The sequence below is a fragment of the Bacillus sp. SH7-1 genome (genome assembly GCF_008042405.1).
Classification (GTDB): Bacteria; Bacillota; Bacilli; order Bacillales; family Bacillaceae_G; genus Bacillus_A; species Bacillus_A thuringiensis_N.
The window spans coordinates 1-15,509 of the sequence record NZ_QNUD01000010.1 but is presented as its reverse complement, the minus strand read 5'-3'; the positions used below and the strand labels follow the sequence as shown (position 1 = coordinate 15,509).

The window sequence follows — 15,509 nt, the reverse complement described above, 5'->3', positions numbered from 1 at the left end:
ATGTCTGTAGTAGGAGAAGAAAGAAAGCGAACCATTCTTGAGAAGGTAGAGTTTAAAGGAAAAGTAAAAGTTTCAGAGTTAGCAAGGGAGTTTGCTGTATCAACAGAGACGATTCGCCGTTATTTAGAAGAATTGGATCGTGAAAAGAAGTTGAAGAAAGTGTACGGCGGAGCTGTCCAACTTCCGGGAGCTGGAATAGAGGCACCAATGTTAGAACGAGAGATGCTGCATATAGAAGAGAAGAAGAGAATTGGCTATAAAGCAGCAACGTTTGTGGAAGATGGAGATGTGATTGCGATTGATGATGGAAGTACACCACTTCAAATGGTACCATATCTAGTTCATCGAAAAAATTTAACGATTGTAACAAGTTCTTTTCCAGTAGCTACACAATTAATTTCTTCTATTAATAAAAAGATGTTTCACGGTGAAGTTTTATTTATTGGTGGGAAAATATCTCCAAAGCACTCACGCGTATCAGGGTCTATTTCCCAGCAAGTAATACAGCAATTCCATTTTCATAAAGCATTTGTGTCAATTGATGGATTATTGCCTAGTTTTGGAGTTTCTAGTTTTGAATTAGAAAAGGCGAAACTTTCAGAAGCGATGATGAAATTAGCGGAAAAAACATATATTCTATGTGATCATACAAAGGTAGGCGTAAAAGGGAATTATCGAATAGCAGCATTTTCTCGTATTCAGCATGTTATTTGTGATAAAAAAATGCCCTATAGTTTTGAAGAGGAAATGAAAAAGCATAATATTCAATGGACAATTTGCTAAATAAATTGAACTCCCACTTGATTTTTAGGTGGGAGTTTTACTGCTAGCAAATAGCAGGATAAAAGATTTGTATTTATGCAAAAAGTGGACACATTTTCTCATTTCTTTCATATAATTTACCAATACAAAAAAAGTTGGTCGAAGGAAAGAAGGGGGAACATGTCAGAACGAATATATAATAAACTTGTATTGTACGCGAATATTCTGCAAAAAATCGGTGTCATCAATGAGAAGGAAAAAAGTGAAATTCTTCATACAATAGGTAAAAAAGCCCTTTGAATAAAGGGTTTTTATTTTTTATACATGGAAATATAAACTTAATGTAATATTACCATTGACAATGATAATGATATTCATTATCATTTATTTGTAAGTAATTGATAAATATTATCAATTATAAAAATTATATATGATAGGGGATATTATTTTGAAAAAAAATTATATGAAGGCGCTAGTAGTAGCGACAACATTAGCAATTCCATTTGCTGCTTATTCTACTCCAGCATTAGCAGCAATAAAAATTGAAGCAAACCAATCGGTAGCAGCTAATGAACGTACATACGATACTGAGATTAAAATATATAAGGACCAAAAAGACGAGCCATCTATGGTTTCTCAATACATAAAAAATCCTAAGGTAGCAATTGAAAACGGGAAAAATATTGTTACTGTAACCTTACAAGATAGCGATTATTTTCAATATCTTAGAATAGAAGATAAAAATCAACCTGGCGTATTTCATGATGTGAAGGTTTTGTCAGAAGATAAGAGGAAGAATGGAACGAAAGTAGTTCAATTTGAAATTGGCGAGTTTGAGAAGAAGCATAATATGCAAATGCATATACTTATTCCGGCTATTGGATATGATCACAAATATCAAGTTCAATTTGAAATTAAAGATCCAACTGTAGGTGACAAAGAAACAGAGAAACCAGATGATAACTCTAATTCAGGCAATACGGAAATAGATAATCCGGTTGATACTCAAAATATGATAACAGATAACAAATTAAGAGAACTTGTTAATAAAAAAGTATTTAATAGAAAAGATTTAAATACACCAATTACGAAAGAAGAGTTATTACAAGTAAAGGACTTGTTTTTAAATACGAATGAGATTCTTGATTATAGTGCATTAAAATATATGCCAAATTTAAAATCTTTAACAGTTGCGAATGCGAAGATAAAAGATCCGTCGTTCTTTGCGAACTTAAAGCAATTAAATCATTTAGCTTTGCGTGGTAATGAATTTTCAGATGTAACACCACTTGTTAAGATGGATAATTTAGAATCCCTTGATTTGAGTAATAATAAAATTACAAACGTTGCACCACTAATTGAAATGAAAAATGTAAAAAGTTTATATCTATCAGGTAACCAAATAGAAGATGTAACAGCATTAGCGAAAATGGAACAACTAGATTACTTGAATTTAGCAAATAATAAAATTACGAATGTTGCTCCATTAAGCGCGTTAAAAAATGTAACATACTTGACTTTAGCTGGTAATCAAATTGAAGATATTAAACCGTTATATTCATTACCTTTAACAGACTTAGTATTAACACGTAATAAAGTTAAAGATTTATCCGGCATTGAGCAAATGAAGCAATTAGAAGAATTGTGGATCGGGAAAAATGAAATAAAAGATGTTACTCCTCTAAGTAAGATGGCACAGTTGAAAGAATTACACTTACCTAACAATGAGTTAAAGGATATTACGCCATTATCAAGTCTAGTAAACTTACAAAAACTTGATTTAGAAGCGAATTATATTTCAGACTTAACACCGGCTAGTAATTTGAAAAAGTTAGTATTCTTAAGTTTTGTTGCAAATGAAATTCGTGATGTTCGACCAGTGATAGAACTAAGTAAAACAGCTTACATCAATGTTCAAAATCAAAAAGTATTTTTAGAGGAAACAGAAGTAAATAAAGAAGTAAAAGTACCTATATACGAAAAAGATGGTGAAATTTCCACAAAAATTCGTTTGAAGAGCGAAGGTGGTACGTATAGTAATGATTCAGTTAAGTGGAGTACATCAGGCGAGAAAATATACGAATTTGGTGTGAAAGATCCGTTTGCGGATACAGGAATCTTCTTCACAGGATCTGTAATTCAAAATGTGATAGAAAGCAAAGGAGACAACACTTCTAAAGAAGATGAAAAAGTAGAAGTAGTAGAATTTAAAGATGTACCAAAAGGACATTGGTCAGAGGAAGCAATTCATTATTTAGCGAAAGAAAATATTTTCAAGGGATATGGAAATGGACAATTTGGATTTGGGGATAGTATTACTCGTGGACAAGTTGCGTCTTTAGTACAAAGGTACTTGAAATTAGAAAATAGAGTAGAGCAGAAAGAGAGATTTACAGATACGAAAGGGCATATGTTTGAGCAAGATATTGCTACCGTTGCGCAGGCTGGAATTATGCAAGGAGATGGTACTGGGGAGTTTCGTCCAGATGGAGTATTAACTCGATACGAAATGTCTGTAGTATTATATAAAGTATTTCAGTTAAAAGAAGATGGAAATAATAAAGTGCACTTAAAAGATGTACCAACTGGTCACTGGGCAGAAGGATATGTGAAAGCTTTAGCGGATAATAATATATCAAAAGGTGATGGAAAAGGAAACTTTTTAGGTGATGATTTCGTAACACGTGAACAATATGCACAGTTTTTATATAATGAAATAAAGAAATAAAAGATGAGAAAATACGTTATTCTTTGATTTAAAAAGAATAACGTATTTTTTATGTACAAAATGAAATAGGGAATAGACAGAAGTATAGATATATGAATGGCCCATTTTAAAGAAGAGCTGTGAAACTATATTGACAAAAAGGCGTTCTCATGTGATAATTCAATTAAATTTTTAGAATAATCAAAAAATACTCCTTTTACATAGAAAGGATTCGAACATTATATAAATATTATGCCGGGGGTGACGAAATGTTATTTTTTCTAAAGAAATGGAATGAATTAAAAGATGTGAAATCTGAATTGGCACTTCGTGATTGGTTTTATGGTACAAAAATTAGTTTATCACTTTGTACGTCAAAAGAGCCGTTAACTTTTTTAGTAAACGTTGAGGGAAGAGATAAAGGGTTATTTTCAGAAGAAGACTTTATTGTTGTTAATTGTATGTGTGAGCCAGTATTTGAAAATGAAGAAAAACCAGCTGCAGAATCGTTTATGCATGCGGATATTTATAAAAAAAGTAGTGCAGAATGTATTTTACAAGTGCAGACTGTAGATAGCCATTTAATATCAGAGTTATATGGAGAAGAAGGGGAAGTAACATTCGATAAACGTAGCGTGGAACGTGTTTTTGGAAAAGAGGGTATAACAGAAATGACAATTCCCATTGTAGAAGATGAGAAAAAATTCGCTGATTTATTAGAAAATAATGTACCGAATTTTATTGAAGGTGGAGGAGTAGTTCTTGTTCATAATTATGGCATGATCGTGTGGGGGAAAACTCCAGAAGAAGCAAAAAAATGGCTAGAGGGTATAGAATATTTAATGAATTACCATGTAAAGTTGTTAATGATAAAAGGTGCAAAGAGCTCTGTGATATAAAATGTTTATGATGTTGTTACAAGTCAATAAATAAATGAAAGCGTTTTAAAAATGATTTTACTCATAAAATATAGGTTTCCTTATTATAAATAGATTACATGTTGACATGTAAGGAGGAACATATTTTGCGAGTTAAATATCATTTTCTGCCAAAACAGCAAATAACATTTTGCAAAATGAACGATTCAGGTGAAGAGGCTTTGCGCATTATGAATGAAACGGGATTTCGAGCAATCCCTGTAGTAGCAGAAGATGAAAAGAAATTCATGGGGATAATTTATAAGGTAGATCTTTTAGAAAAAAAGTGTAATGGCGGATTAGAAAAATTAAGTACGGAACATATGTTGGAAGATTCCACTGCATTTATTTTTGAAAAGGATTCTTTTTTTAGAGCATTTTATGTTATTCGTCGCCTTCCATTTTTAGCTGTGCTAAATGATTATAATGAATTTGTTGGTATCTTAACGCATTCTAATATATTTGATGTTATTGAAGATTCATTTGGTATGCGGACAGGTGGTTATATATTAACAATTGCAACACAAGATTGTAAGGGAACGATTAAAGAACTTGGGACATTGTTGAAAGCATTTCATATCGGTGGACTATTTACGCTAGATAATGGCGATCAATATATTCGCCGCGTTATCGTAAATATAACAGATGAGTTAAATGAAAAAAGATTAAAGCAATTAATCGAAAAAATAGAGAAAAAAGGATTCAGGGTGAGTCATGTAGATTATATTTAAGATGAAAAGGAAAGAGAGCAATTTGCTATATGCAGATTGCTCTCTTTTTTTAGTTTGAGTCATGAATCTTATTTTGAAACAGGAGGCGGAGATAATGCTAAATCGGATAAAAAAATAAAATCTGCATGTTCACGCATTTTAGGAATAGAAGTTTCTATAACACGTGATGTAATTTCACCTGGAGGACCAACATGTCCGATAGCTACCATAATCGGTTTTTCTTGAAGTTTTTTAATGAGTAATTGGGCTTGTTTTGAAATATGTGCCGCTGTATACACGTCATCAAAAAATAATTGATTTTCAATAATTGGCACTCCTAATTCTTTCCCGATTTTTGGGACGACACTCTTAGGATTTGTTTTACTATCTAAATAAAATAAACCGTGTTTTTTACAAGCTGCAAGTATAAGTCGCACAATTCTTTCGTCCGCGGTCACTTTTGATCCCATATGATTGTTCATCCCAACTGCATGCGGTACTTCTTGAATCGCTTGTTCGAGTCGGTTATTTATTTCTTCGTCGCTTAAATCAGTTGTAATTGCTTTTGGTCCAAGCCATTCTTTTTTACCTTTAATCGGTTCCATTGGCATATGTATAATAACTTCGTGCCCTTTCTTATGAGCCGCTATCGCATCTTCCTTTGTGGAAGGAAGAAAAGGCATAACGGCAACAGTTAGTGGGATAGGAAGTGATAACATTTTATCAGTCCCCTTCATATTATTGCCGAAGTCATCAATGACAATAGCCACTTTGTTTGTATGTGCCTTTGCTTGAACTGGAAACAAGAAAGATGGTAAGAACATAGTAAACATAAGAAATGCAATCGTATATTTGCGCATATAAATATTTCCTTTCTATTTTATCCCACTATTTGTGGGCAGTGGGGAGTGAACACCCTCAATGATTAAATTTTCACTTTATCAATCATCATTATGTTTTGCGTTTTTATATAAATTAAACAAAAAATGTCGAAGAAAAGTATATGGAAAATAGAGAATCCGCTATTTAGTTGATGTTTGTAAAAAAAGAAGATGAAAAAATTGTCTATTATTGCGAATGTATTTACAAAGATAGAATAATTTGTAATAATTCTCAAAGTGAGGGTAAAGATTTGTAAATTACAGGGAGAAAATGTTTAATTTTCTGATTCTTCAAATTCAAATATGATTAAGTAGTTAAAAGGTCGATGGAGAAGTGAAGTTGAGAGCATGGAAGTATAATAAGGGGGATATGAATGTTTACTGTAAAAAGGAAGTACACATTAGAAAAGCTTTCACGTGATATTCATATGAAACGTGAAGAGATGATTCAATTAGGTTTAACGAGTGGGTTAAATAGTATGGAGACAATTCAAGTTAGTCAAGAATTGGACAAGCTTATTTTACAGTACCAGTGTTATAAAGAGAAACAAACACCAAAATGGTTATCGATTATAAAGGTACCTATTTTTCAAATTGGGTATGAAGGGAAATCAAGTAATTTTTGGCGAATGCTTGTGGCTGGTTTTATGAAATAAGTATAATTACCCTTTTGGGATAAGGATAATTATACTAAGTGTAACGGAATTTCGATATGAACTGTTGTTCCTTCGTTTTCTATACTGTCAATAAAAATATGCCCATTGTACATCTCTACAATTCGTTTACATATAACAAGTCCAAGACCTGTTCCAGTATCTTTATTAGTAAAGAACGGATGAAAGAGGTGTTTTTGAATATGTTTTGGAATCCCTTTTCCAGTATCTATAATTTGCAATTGTGCGTGCGTTTCATTGTTTGTTACGACAATGGTGAGTGTGTCACCAGAAGTCATGGCTTCAATTGCATTTTTTGTAATGTTTAAAACCACTTGTTTCATATGGTCTTTTGAGCAACGGATATGAACAGGATGGTCTGGCAAATGTAAATGGAATACAATGTTATGTAGATTCGCCTCAGATTGGATAATTAACGTTACCTCATTTAGAATGGTTCTCACATCATAAGTTTGTTCAATGATAGCAGTTGGCTTTCCGAGAATAAGAAATTCGCTTACAATTTCATTAATCCGTTCTATTTCTTGTTCGATGATGGAAAAATAGAATTGATCTTGTTCATCTTTATATTTCTCTTTTAATAGAGCGACGAGCCCTTTAATTCCGGTAAGAGGATTACGGATTTCGTGGGCTGTACTAGCTGCAAAAGTTCCAACCAATTCAATTTTTTGTAGTTCATTTTGTTGTCTTTCTAGTTTTGTTTGCCGTTTTAACAATATATACTGAGCGAGTAAAAATAAAATTGACATTAAAAATAAAGTAGCTATACATTCTACGGCAACCCACTGGTATAAAGCTTTTTGATGAATAGGTAACGGAGAAACAGAGACCTTCCAATCTAATCTTTGAAGTGGAGTAGTAAGCATATTTGAATGCGCATCACTTGTTTCGTTATTATCATCGGTTAGAAAAACTACATCATATTTATCGGTTACTTCAAAATGGTATTGCGGTTTAATGGCATTTAAAGATGATGAAATGTAGTCAAAGCGTAAACTTGCTAACAATAAGCCTGAGAACTCCTTCTGTTTATTGAAAATTGGAGAAGCAATCATAATAGCTTGATGTCCAAGAACACGATCTGTAATGACGGATGATACAGTTGTTTTCTTAGTTTTTAATGCGTTTTGAATATATTTACGATCTGAAACATCAACAGGTGGTCGGTCGCCTTCCGATGCGATTGTAATGACGCCTTCTGGTGTAGCGTAATATAGACCAGAAAAACGTGCATCGTTTCCATCTGTATCATGTACAATTTCTTTAATTCCATTTATATTTCCAGTCTCGGTTCCTACGACCTTTGCGAGCATTTCTAATGCGGAAATTGCTTCACCAAGGTGATGGTCTAAATAGTCTCTATATAAAAAGAGAACGGTGTGAGCAGATAGTTTGTTTTCCTGTTTCATTTTATACGAATGATACGAATAAAATGTAGTACCAATCCCTATCGTTGGTAGGATGACAAGCAAGATATATAAAACTATGCTGTGGAATTTGACTTTCAAATTTGGTACCCCTTCTTTTTTATTATCATTATATATAAACTATGTTAAAATTGTCATGTTTTTATTCAAGAATCATTCATAATATGTTTGGGGAGAGGTAATGAATGAGTGAATACTCATTCGGGAATTACATGAAGTACTAGGCTATTTTTTCTTTTTATTACTGAGAATTTAAGTGAAGGGTTGAAAGTTGTATGACATCAAATAATGAACGAGAAGATATTTCTCAATCTTTAAAAGTATTTATTGCATTATCTCGTGTACATCGTTCTGTTATGGATACTACAAATAAATCTATACAAAGTAACGGGTTAAATCCAACAGAATTTGCGGTATTAGAATTGCTATATCATAAAGGTGGTCAACCACTTCAGCAAATTGGTGAGCGTATTTTAATAGCTAGTGGCAGCATTACATATGTTGTAGATAAGCTAGAGAAAAAGGGGCTAGTAAAGAGAATTCCGTGCCCGAATGACAGACGTGTTATTTATGCACAACTAACTGAGTCGGGAGAGAACTTTATTGCCTCTATTTTTCCAGGGCATGAACAAGTTATACATCAGTCTTTTGAAATGTTAACGAAAGAGGAAAAGGATGAATTACTTGATCTATTAAAAAAGATTGGAAAGTATGAAAAATAATAGTATGTTCCAAAGGAGCTTTGGATAAAGAAATCCAAGGCTTTTTTGTTTACAGGTAATTATGACAGCATTTGCCGTATTTTGCTGAAGAATAAGAGGAGATTTGTAAGTAAGCATTGAATTATAGTAAGGATGCATATAATGGAGAGGAGGCTCGTTCATGTCATTTAAAGACTATGAATATAAACGGCCAAATATTGAAGAATTAAAAGAGAAGTTTACTGTTGCTTTAGAGAAGTTTGATAACGCAAAAACTGTAGAAGAACAAAAGCAAGTCATTCATTCAATTAACGAAATTCGCAACGATTTTGGTACAATGGGGAATCTTTGTTATATTCGTCATTCTGTTGATACGACAGATGCTTTTTATAAGGAAGAGCAAGATTTCTTTGATGAATTCTCTCCAGTTGTACAAGGATATGGTACAAAGTATTATAATGCGTTAATTCATTCTCCATTCCGTGAAGAATTAGAAGCGTATTATGGGAAGCAATTATTTGCCCTTGCGGAGTGTGATTTAAAAACATATTCTGATGAAGTCGTGAAAGATTTACAATTAGAGAATAAATTGTCTTCACAATATACACAGTTATTAGCGTCTGCAAAAATTGACTTTGCAGGAGAAGAAAGAACGTTATCACAGCTTATTCCATTTATGCAAGGGAAGAAAAGAAGTGAACGTAAAGCAGCAAGTGAAGCATATTACGGTTTTTTAGCTGGAAATGAGGAAGAGTTAGATCGTATTTATGACGAGCTTGTTAAAGTGAGAACGAAAATCGCTAAAACTTTAGGTTTCAAAAACTTTGTTGAACTTGGATATGCAAGAATGTACCGTACAGATTATAATGCGGAAATGGTGGCGAATTATCGTCAGCAAGTACTTGATTATATTGTTCCAGTTACAACGGAATTAAGACAAAGACAAAAAGCACGTATTGGTGTAGAAAAATTAGCATATTATGATGAAAACTTTGAGTTTCCTACTGGTAATCCAACTCCAAAAGGAGATGCAGATTGGATTGTTAATCATGGGAAAACGATGTATAAAGAGTTATCGGCTGAAACGGATGAATTTTTCAATTTCATGCTAGATAATGATTTATTAGATTTAGTTGCGAAAAAAGGAAAAGCTGGCGGTGGATATTGTACATATATCGAGAATTATAAAGCACCATTTATATTCTCGAACTTCAACGGAACATCTGGCGACATTGACGTATTAACACATGAAGCTGGTCATGCTTTCCAAGTATATGAAAGTCGTAAGTTTGAAATTCCAGAATACAATTGGCCAACGTATGAAGCGTGTGAAATTCATTCTATGAGTATGGAATTCTTTACATGGCCATGGATGAAGTTATTCTTTGAAGAAGATGCAGATAAATATTACTTCTCTCACCTAAGTTCAGCACTTCTGTTTTTACCATATGGTGTATCTGTTGATGAATATCAACATTATGTATATGAAAATCCAGAAGCTTCACCAGAAGAGCGTAAGACAGCATGGCGTAATATAGAGAAAAAGTATTTGCCGCATCGTGATTATGAAGATAATGATTATTTAGAGCGCGGTGGATTCTGGCAACGTCAAGGGCATATTTATAGCTCGCCGTTCTACTATATCGACTACACGTTAGCACAAATTTGCGCACTGCAATTTTGGAAACGTGCAAGAGATAATAGACAAGAGGCGTGGGAAGATTATGTGAATCTGTGCCAACAAGGTGGAAGTAAATCGTTCTTAGAATTAGTGGAAGTTGCAAATTTAACATCACCATTTGCTGAAGGCTGTGTAAAAAGTGTCATTACAGAAATTGAAGCATGGCTACATGCGATTGACGACACAAAATTGTAAAAAACATGCGCTTTTTTTCACATGTTTAACATCGACATAATGGGAAAATGATGAGATAATAAAAGAAAATTCAGAATACTAAAGGGGTGTTTCTAATAAGGAGCACCTCTTTTCACCAAAAAAAGGGGGGAAAGAAGTATGCTTCAATCTAATATGGATGTGAGTTTAGAAAGTTTGGTGAACTCATTACAGTCTACTCGAAGCACGCTATTATCAGAAATTGAAATGTTAAATGATACAGAAGTGAATGTAAAGCCACGCCGTGATAAATGGAGTATTATTCAAATTTTGCATCACTTGCATTTAGTTGAACAATCTGTCACGTCTGCCCTTGTATATGCTTTACAAAAAAATGAAAGAAACACGACTCCATTTAAAGACCTCCAACTTACGCTTGATCGCACACATAAACGAGAAGCTCCTCAGCAAATGCAACCAACAGAAACGTTAATGAAAAAACAGCAAGGAATTCAATTGCTAGAACATTCACGACAAGAACTATTACACGCGCTTCATAGTGTTATAGATGAAAAAGATTTATTTGAAAATGGATTAAAGCATCCTATTTTTAATGATCTGAATTTGTATCAGTGGATTCAATTTCTTGATTTGCATGAACAAAGACATCTTACGCAGTTAAAAGAGGCGAAACACGCAATTTTACAACGATAATTAGGAAGAAGTGGGAGACCACTTCTTTTTTGATACGTGCATAGTTTTCTTTCTTATTTTGGAATACTACATGGAGAAAGAAAAGAAGGAGTTGAAAAGTATGTCCAAGAAAAAGAAAGAAGAAGAGCGCGCTTGGAAAGCACGTAAAGAAAATCAAAAACCACATGGAAAAGTGAAAGCTTTTGCTGAATTAGTTGAAGGAACAGAAAAAACGTGATGATTATTTCATCACGTTTTTTTGTATGAGTGGAAAAGTTAATAAGAAGGTTGTACCGATTCCTTTTTCACTTATAATATCAATCTTTCCATTCATAGCTTGAACAACACTGAATACGACCATCATTCCAAGTCCAGTTCCTTTTTCTTTCGTTGAATAGAAAGGAGAGCCGAGACGTTTCACTTGTTCTGTATCCATACCGATTCCTGTATCTTTTATATATAACTGAATATGCTTATGATCAGGAACTAATGTGAAATAAAGATCACCGCCTTTTGGCATGGCCTCAATGCAGTTTTTTAAAATATTTAACAAGCATTGATTTAGTTTTTGTTTTTCTCCCGCGATAAAAAAAGAAGTGCTTTGCTTTATATAATGTGTACGCACATTTGTTAAATTAGCAAGTGGTGTAATTAACGATAATGCATGTAGTAGTTCTTCCTCTAACTGTAATCTTTGTTCTTTTTCAATACTTGGTTTCGCAAAGGTTAAATAATCTGTAAGGACGTGGTTTGCTTGTTCGATTCCGTTGATGGCTATGTCGATATATAATTTTCGCTCCTGCTCAGTGCATGTATCTGATTGTAAAAGTTGCAAAAATCCTTTCGTTGAAGTTAATGGATTGCGAATTTCATGAGAGATAGACGCTGCCATTTCACCAATTAAATGAAATTTTTCAGCATTCATAAGTTCGTTTTGGAGACGCACTTGAGTTTGTAATATGTGTAGTAAATATAAAGTAAGGATCGTACCAAGTATCGTACATAACTCATACACAATAATATGTGGTATATAATCAGCCTTGTTTGTAACCTTTGAAAGGAAGAAAGGTATCCAACTAAATCCGTATGTGAGACTGTAGATAATAGCAAGTGTTATTTTTATACGATTAGAAGTTCGATTGAAAAATTTGTATGTAAATAATAGGACAATAAATAGAAGGATAGAACCGATAATCGATGGGAAAACACCTATTCCTCCTAATAAGAAGCGGTATATATTTAATACAACTAATATAGAGCCACCAGCAATAGGACCTCCGGTTAATGTACCGACAATTAATACGATATGACGCATATCAAATTGAAATCCATAATTTGTTTTTGCTGCGAAAGTGATACATAGTATAGTAACGAGGCAACATAATACAATAAATATTGCTGAATTTAATTTAGGAGAACGTTTCCCTTTTTGATTCCAAAATAAATGGTATACGAGCATTGTAACAAGGATGAATAATATATTTAAAAAGAGATAAATAATAAAGGATTTCAGTGGGATGCCTCCTCTCTTCTCACATTAAATTAATCATACTATAAAATGAAAGAAATGAAATGAGAAATAGCGGAAAAATCAGAAATTTTTTCTGGTAGTATACAATATGTTACAATAAGCCTTGTCAATGAAAGAAGGAATTCCGTGCAATGCACGGGAGAGGTTCGCGAACTCCCTCTATAAAAAACTATGGAAACAACAATATCTTTAGGTATTGTTTTGTTTTTTTATTGTGACAGTTCAAGAACGTTCTTTCTTCTTATTCGTAGTAGAGAAGGAGAATGAGTGAAATGAAAAAAGAAAAGGCAGTTGTTGTTTTTAGTGGAGGACAAGATAGCACGACATGTTTATTTTGGGCAATAGAGCAGTTTGCAGAAGTAGAGGCTGTAACGTTTAATTACAATCAACGTCATAAGCTAGAAATTGATTGTGCAGCGGAAATTGCAAAAGAGCTAGGAATTAAACATACGGTACTAGATATGAGTCTATTAAATCAACTTGCTCCAAATGCGTTAACGAGAACGGATATGGAGATTACACATGAAGAAGGTGAATTACCATCGACGTTTGTAGATGGAAGGAATTTACTATTCTTATCATTTGCTGCTGTGTTAGCAAAACAAGTTGGAGCACGTCATATTGTAACGGGTGTATGTGAAACTGATTTTAGTGGTTATCCAGATTGCCGTGACGTGTTTGTGAAATCGTTAAACGTTACTTTAAATTTATCCATGGATTATCCGTTTGTGATTCATACACCACTTATGTGGATTGATAAAGCAGAAACATGGAAATTATCAGATGAACTTGGAGCATTCGAGTTTGTTCGAGAAAAAACATTAACATGTTATAACGGAATCATTGGTGATGGTTGCGGTGAATGTCCAGCATGTCAACTTCGTAAAGCAGGATTAGATACGTACTTACAAGAACGCGAAGGAGCGAGTAACTAATGGATAATTTCTTTGGATTTCGCATTGTAGAAAATTTACAAAAAATGGACGAGGATATTCAGCGTAAACAGCTCAAATATCATAATAAAAGAGTAATGGTCAGCAAGGAATTTACATTTGATGCAGCACACCATTTACATTGTTATGAAGGGAAATGTAAAAACTTACATGGTCACACATATAAAGTTGTATTTGGGATTAGTGGATATGTAAATGAGATAGGTCTTGCGATTGACTTTGGAGATATAAAAGAAATTTGGAAGAATGAAATAGAAATTTATTTAGACCATCGTTATTTAAACGAAACGTTACCAGCTATGAATACGACTGCTGAAAATATGGTCGTTTGGATTTACGAAAAGATGGCAGAAGCATTACTAAAAGATAATCGTGCGAACGAATATAAAGGAGCTCGTGTTGAATTTGTTCGTCTTTTCGAGACGCCAACTAGTTATGCGGAAGTAAGACGGGAGTGGATGCTCGATGAGTAAAATCCCTGTCTTAGAAATATTTGGTCCGACTATTCAAGGTGAAGGAATGGTTGTAGGGCAAAAGACAATGTTTATCCGTACAGCTGGCTGTGATTATAGCTGCGCTTGGTGTGATTCTGCTTTTACGTGGGATGGATCGGCTAAAGATCAAATTAGACAGATGACAGCAGAAGACGTTTGGAATGAGCTTGTAGAAATTGGTGGCGAAAATTTTTCTCATGTTACGATTTCAGGTGGAAATCCAGCATTGCTGAAAAATATTGAGTTTCTTCTTTCTATATTAAAAGAGAATGGAATGCGAACAGCAATCGAAACACAAGGGAGTAAATGGCAAGAGTGGTTACTTCAAATTGATGAGATAACGATTTCTCCAAAGCCACCAAGTTCGACAATGAATACTGATTTTCAGAAGTTAGATGCTATTATTCAGAAACTAGCAGGAAAAGATATTAGTTTAAAGGTAGTAGTATTTGACGATTATGATTTCGAGTATGCAGTTAAGATGCACGAACGTTATCCAGATGTACCATTTTTCTTACAAGTAGGGAATGATGATACAAAAACTGTGGATGATACGATGCTGATTAAGAAATTATTAGATAAGTATGAGTGGCTGATTGATAAAGCTGTAAATTGTAAAGAGATGAATAATGCAAAAGTATTGCCGCAGCTTCATGCCTTAGTATGGGGAAATAAACGCGGAGTATAATGAGAAGGGATGTTTAAAATGGCAGGAAGATTAGATGAAGATTTAAAAGATGTAACATTATTAGGAAATCAAAATACAAAATATTTATTTGAATATAGCCCAGAAATTTTAGAGGTATTTGATAACAATCATCCAAACCGTGATTATTTTGTGAAATTTAATTGTCCTGAATTTACAAGCTTATGTCCGAAAACAGGCCAACCAGATTTTGCAACAATTTATATTAGCTACATTCCAGAACAAAGAATGGTAGAGAGTAAATCTCTAAAGCTATATTTATTTAGTTTCCGCAATCACGGTGATTTCCACGAAGATTGCATGAACGTTATCATGAATGATTTAATTAAACTAATGGATCCCCGTTACATTGAGGTATGGGGGAAATTCACACCACGTGGAGGGATTTCAATTGATCCTTACTGCAACTATGGTCGCCCAGGAACGAAGTATGAGCAAATGGCAGACTACCGCATGATGAACCATGATCTATATCCAGAAACAATTGATAATCGTTAATATATAATAGAAAGAAAGGAT

Annotated in this window: 16 protein-coding genes and 1 riboswitch; of the genes, 13 read left to right on the top strand and 3 right to left on the bottom strand. The window is 33.5% G+C overall.

Features of this window, described 5'->3' with window-relative positions:
- From DN390_RS11850 to cbpA, 4 genes are all read left to right on the top strand, one after another.
- Complete coding sequence (locus DN390_RS11850) at window positions 1-783, top strand: DeoR/GlpR family DNA-binding transcription regulator (protein ID WP_060630056.1); 783 nt, start codon at window positions 1-3, stop codon at window positions 781-783.
- Window positions 784-1,192: 409 nt separating this feature from the next.
- Window positions 1,193-3,490 (top strand): NEAT domain-containing leucine-rich repeat protein, encoded by a 2,298-nt coding sequence (locus tag DN390_RS11845; RefSeq protein ID WP_147807401.1) that lies wholly within the window; start codon window positions 1,193-1,195, stop codon window positions 3,488-3,490.
- Window positions 3,491-3,738: 248 nt separating this feature from the next.
- Complete coding sequence (locus tag DN390_RS11840) at window positions 3,739-4,368, top strand: class II aldolase/adducin family protein (RefSeq protein WP_060630058.1); 630 nt, start codon at window positions 3,739-3,741, stop codon at window positions 4,366-4,368.
- A gap of 125 nt (window positions 4,369-4,493) precedes the next feature.
- Window positions 4,494-5,117, top strand: coding sequence for a cyclic di-AMP binding protein CbpA (gene cbpA / locus DN390_RS11835; RefSeq protein WP_147807400.1), 624 nt, complete (start codon window positions 4,494-4,496; stop codon window positions 5,115-5,117).
- Window positions 5,118-5,185: 68 nt separating this feature from the next.
- On the opposite strand, the gene DN390_RS11830 is transcribed toward cbpA, so the two are convergent.
- Entirely contained in the window at window positions 5,186-5,956 is a 771-nt protein-coding gene (locus DN390_RS11830; RefSeq protein WP_060630060.1) for a divergent polysaccharide deacetylase family protein, read from the bottom strand.
- A gap of 395 nt (window positions 5,957-6,351) precedes the next feature.
- Between DN390_RS11830 and DN390_RS11825 the strand changes: the two genes are divergently transcribed.
- Entirely contained in the window at window positions 6,352-6,633 is a 282-nt protein-coding gene (locus tag DN390_RS11825) for an aspartyl-phosphate phosphatase Spo0E family protein (RefSeq protein ID WP_000495532.1), read from the top strand.
- 29 nt (window positions 6,634-6,662) lie between these two features.
- On the opposite strand, the gene DN390_RS11820 is transcribed toward DN390_RS11825, so the two are convergent.
- Window positions 6,663-8,159 (bottom strand): DUF3149 domain-containing protein, encoded by a 1,497-nt coding sequence (locus DN390_RS11820; RefSeq protein ID WP_147807399.1) that lies wholly within the window; start codon window positions 8,157-8,159, stop codon window positions 6,663-6,665.
- A 194-nt stretch (window positions 8,160-8,353) separates the two neighbouring features.
- Here DN390_RS11820 and DN390_RS11815 point away from each other — a divergent pair, with 194 nt between their 5' ends.
- The 4 genes from DN390_RS11815 (at window position 8,354) to DN390_RS31105 (ending at window position 11,544) form a co-directional block, all read left to right on the top strand.
- Entirely contained in the window at window positions 8,354-8,800 is a 447-nt protein-coding gene (locus tag DN390_RS11815; RefSeq protein WP_000203340.1) for a MarR family winged helix-turn-helix transcriptional regulator, read from the top strand.
- Between the two features lie 160 nt (window positions 8,801-8,960).
- Entirely contained in the window at window positions 8,961-10,655 is a 1,695-nt protein-coding gene (locus tag DN390_RS11810) for a M3 family oligoendopeptidase (protein ID WP_147807398.1), read from the top strand.
- A gap of 138 nt (window positions 10,656-10,793) precedes the next feature.
- Window positions 10,794-11,327: a DinB family protein gene (locus DN390_RS11805; protein WP_060630064.1), complete on the top strand. Its 534-nt coding sequence runs from the start codon at window positions 10,794-10,796 to the stop codon at window positions 11,325-11,327.
- Window positions 11,328-11,427: 100 nt separating this feature from the next.
- Window positions 11,428-11,544 carry a DUF6254 family protein gene (locus DN390_RS31105; RefSeq protein WP_000038254.1) on the top strand — a complete coding sequence of 39 codons (117 nt, stop codon included), beginning with the start codon at window positions 11,428-11,430 and terminating at the stop codon, window positions 11,542-11,544.
- A gap of 3 nt (window positions 11,545-11,547) precedes the next feature.
- Here DN390_RS31105 and kinB read toward each other — a convergent pair whose 3' ends face one another.
- Complete coding sequence (gene kinB, locus DN390_RS11795) at window positions 11,548-12,765, bottom strand: sporulation sensor histidine kinase KinB (RefSeq protein ID WP_147807397.1); 1,218 nt, start codon at window positions 12,763-12,765, stop codon at window positions 11,548-11,550.
- Window positions 12,766-12,972: 207 nt separating this feature from the next.
- Window positions 12,973-13,016, top strand: a riboswitch (PreQ1 riboswitch).
- Window positions 13,017-13,109: 93 nt separating this feature from the next.
- Between kinB and queC the strand changes: the two genes are divergently transcribed.
- Genes queC through queF form a run of 4 tightly spaced genes read left to right on the top strand, consistent with a single transcriptional unit; the run spans window position 13,110 to window position 15,488 of the window.
- Entirely contained in the window at window positions 13,110-13,772 is a 663-nt protein-coding gene (gene queC / locus DN390_RS11790; protein ID WP_000711596.1) for a 7-cyano-7-deazaguanine synthase QueC, read from the top strand.
- Complete coding sequence (gene queD, locus DN390_RS11785) at window positions 13,772-14,263, top strand: 6-carboxytetrahydropterin synthase QueD (protein WP_063224498.1); 492 nt, start codon at window positions 13,772-13,774, stop codon at window positions 14,261-14,263. The genes queC and queD overlap by 1 nt, the downstream gene beginning before the upstream one ends.
- On the top strand, window positions 14,256-14,972 hold the full coding sequence (queE, locus tag DN390_RS11780) for a 7-carboxy-7-deazaguanine synthase QueE (protein WP_147807396.1): 717 nt from the start codon (window positions 14,256-14,258) through the stop codon (window positions 14,970-14,972). The genes queD and queE overlap by 8 nt, the downstream gene beginning before the upstream one ends.
- A gap of 18 nt (window positions 14,973-14,990) precedes the next feature.
- Window positions 14,991-15,488 (top strand): preQ(1) synthase, encoded by a 498-nt coding sequence (gene queF / locus DN390_RS11775; protein WP_000918895.1) that lies wholly within the window; start codon window positions 14,991-14,993, stop codon window positions 15,486-15,488.
- Window positions 15,489-15,509: the final 21 nt, after the last annotated feature.

Coding starts and splice junctions, on each gene's coding strand:
- DN390_RS11825 (WP_000495532.1), top strand. CDS start 6,352: ATGTTTACTGTAAAAAGGAAGTACACATTAGAAAAGCTTTCACGTGAT.
- queC (WP_000711596.1), top strand. CDS start 13,110: ATGAAAAAAGAAAAGGCAGTTGTTGTTTTTAGTGGAGGACAAGATAGC.
- DN390_RS11850 (WP_060630056.1), top strand. CDS start 1: ATGTCTGTAGTAGGAGAAGAAAGAAAGCGAACCATTCTTGAGAAGGTA.
- queD (WP_063224498.1), top strand. CDS start 13,772: ATGGATAATTTCTTTGGATTTCGCATTGTAGAAAATTTACAAAAAATG.
- kinB (WP_147807397.1), bottom strand. CDS start 12,765: ATGCTCGTATACCATTTATTTTGGAATCAAAAAGGGAAACGTTCTCCT.
- DN390_RS11830 (WP_060630060.1), bottom strand. CDS start 5,956: ATGCGCAAATATACGATTGCATTTCTTATGTTTACTATGTTCTTACCA.
- queE (WP_147807396.1), top strand. CDS start 14,256: ATGAGTAAAATCCCTGTCTTAGAAATATTTGGTCCGACTATTCAAGGT.
- DN390_RS11845 (WP_147807401.1), top strand. CDS start 1,193: ATGATAGGGGATATTATTTTGAAAAAAAATTATATGAAGGCGCTAGTA.
- DN390_RS11840 (WP_060630058.1), top strand. CDS start 3,739: ATGTTATTTTTTCTAAAGAAATGGAATGAATTAAAAGATGTGAAATCT.
- DN390_RS11810 (WP_147807398.1), top strand. CDS start 8,961: ATGTCATTTAAAGACTATGAATATAAACGGCCAAATATTGAAGAATTA.
- DN390_RS11805 (WP_060630064.1), top strand. CDS start 10,794: ATGCTTCAATCTAATATGGATGTGAGTTTAGAAAGTTTGGTGAACTCA.
- queF (WP_000918895.1), top strand. CDS start 14,991: ATGGCAGGAAGATTAGATGAAGATTTAAAAGATGTAACATTATTAGGA.
- DN390_RS31105 (WP_000038254.1), top strand. CDS start 11,428: ATGTCCAAGAAAAAGAAAGAAGAAGAGCGCGCTTGGAAAGCACGTAAA.
- DN390_RS11815 (WP_000203340.1), top strand. CDS start 8,354: ATGACATCAAATAATGAACGAGAAGATATTTCTCAATCTTTAAAAGTA.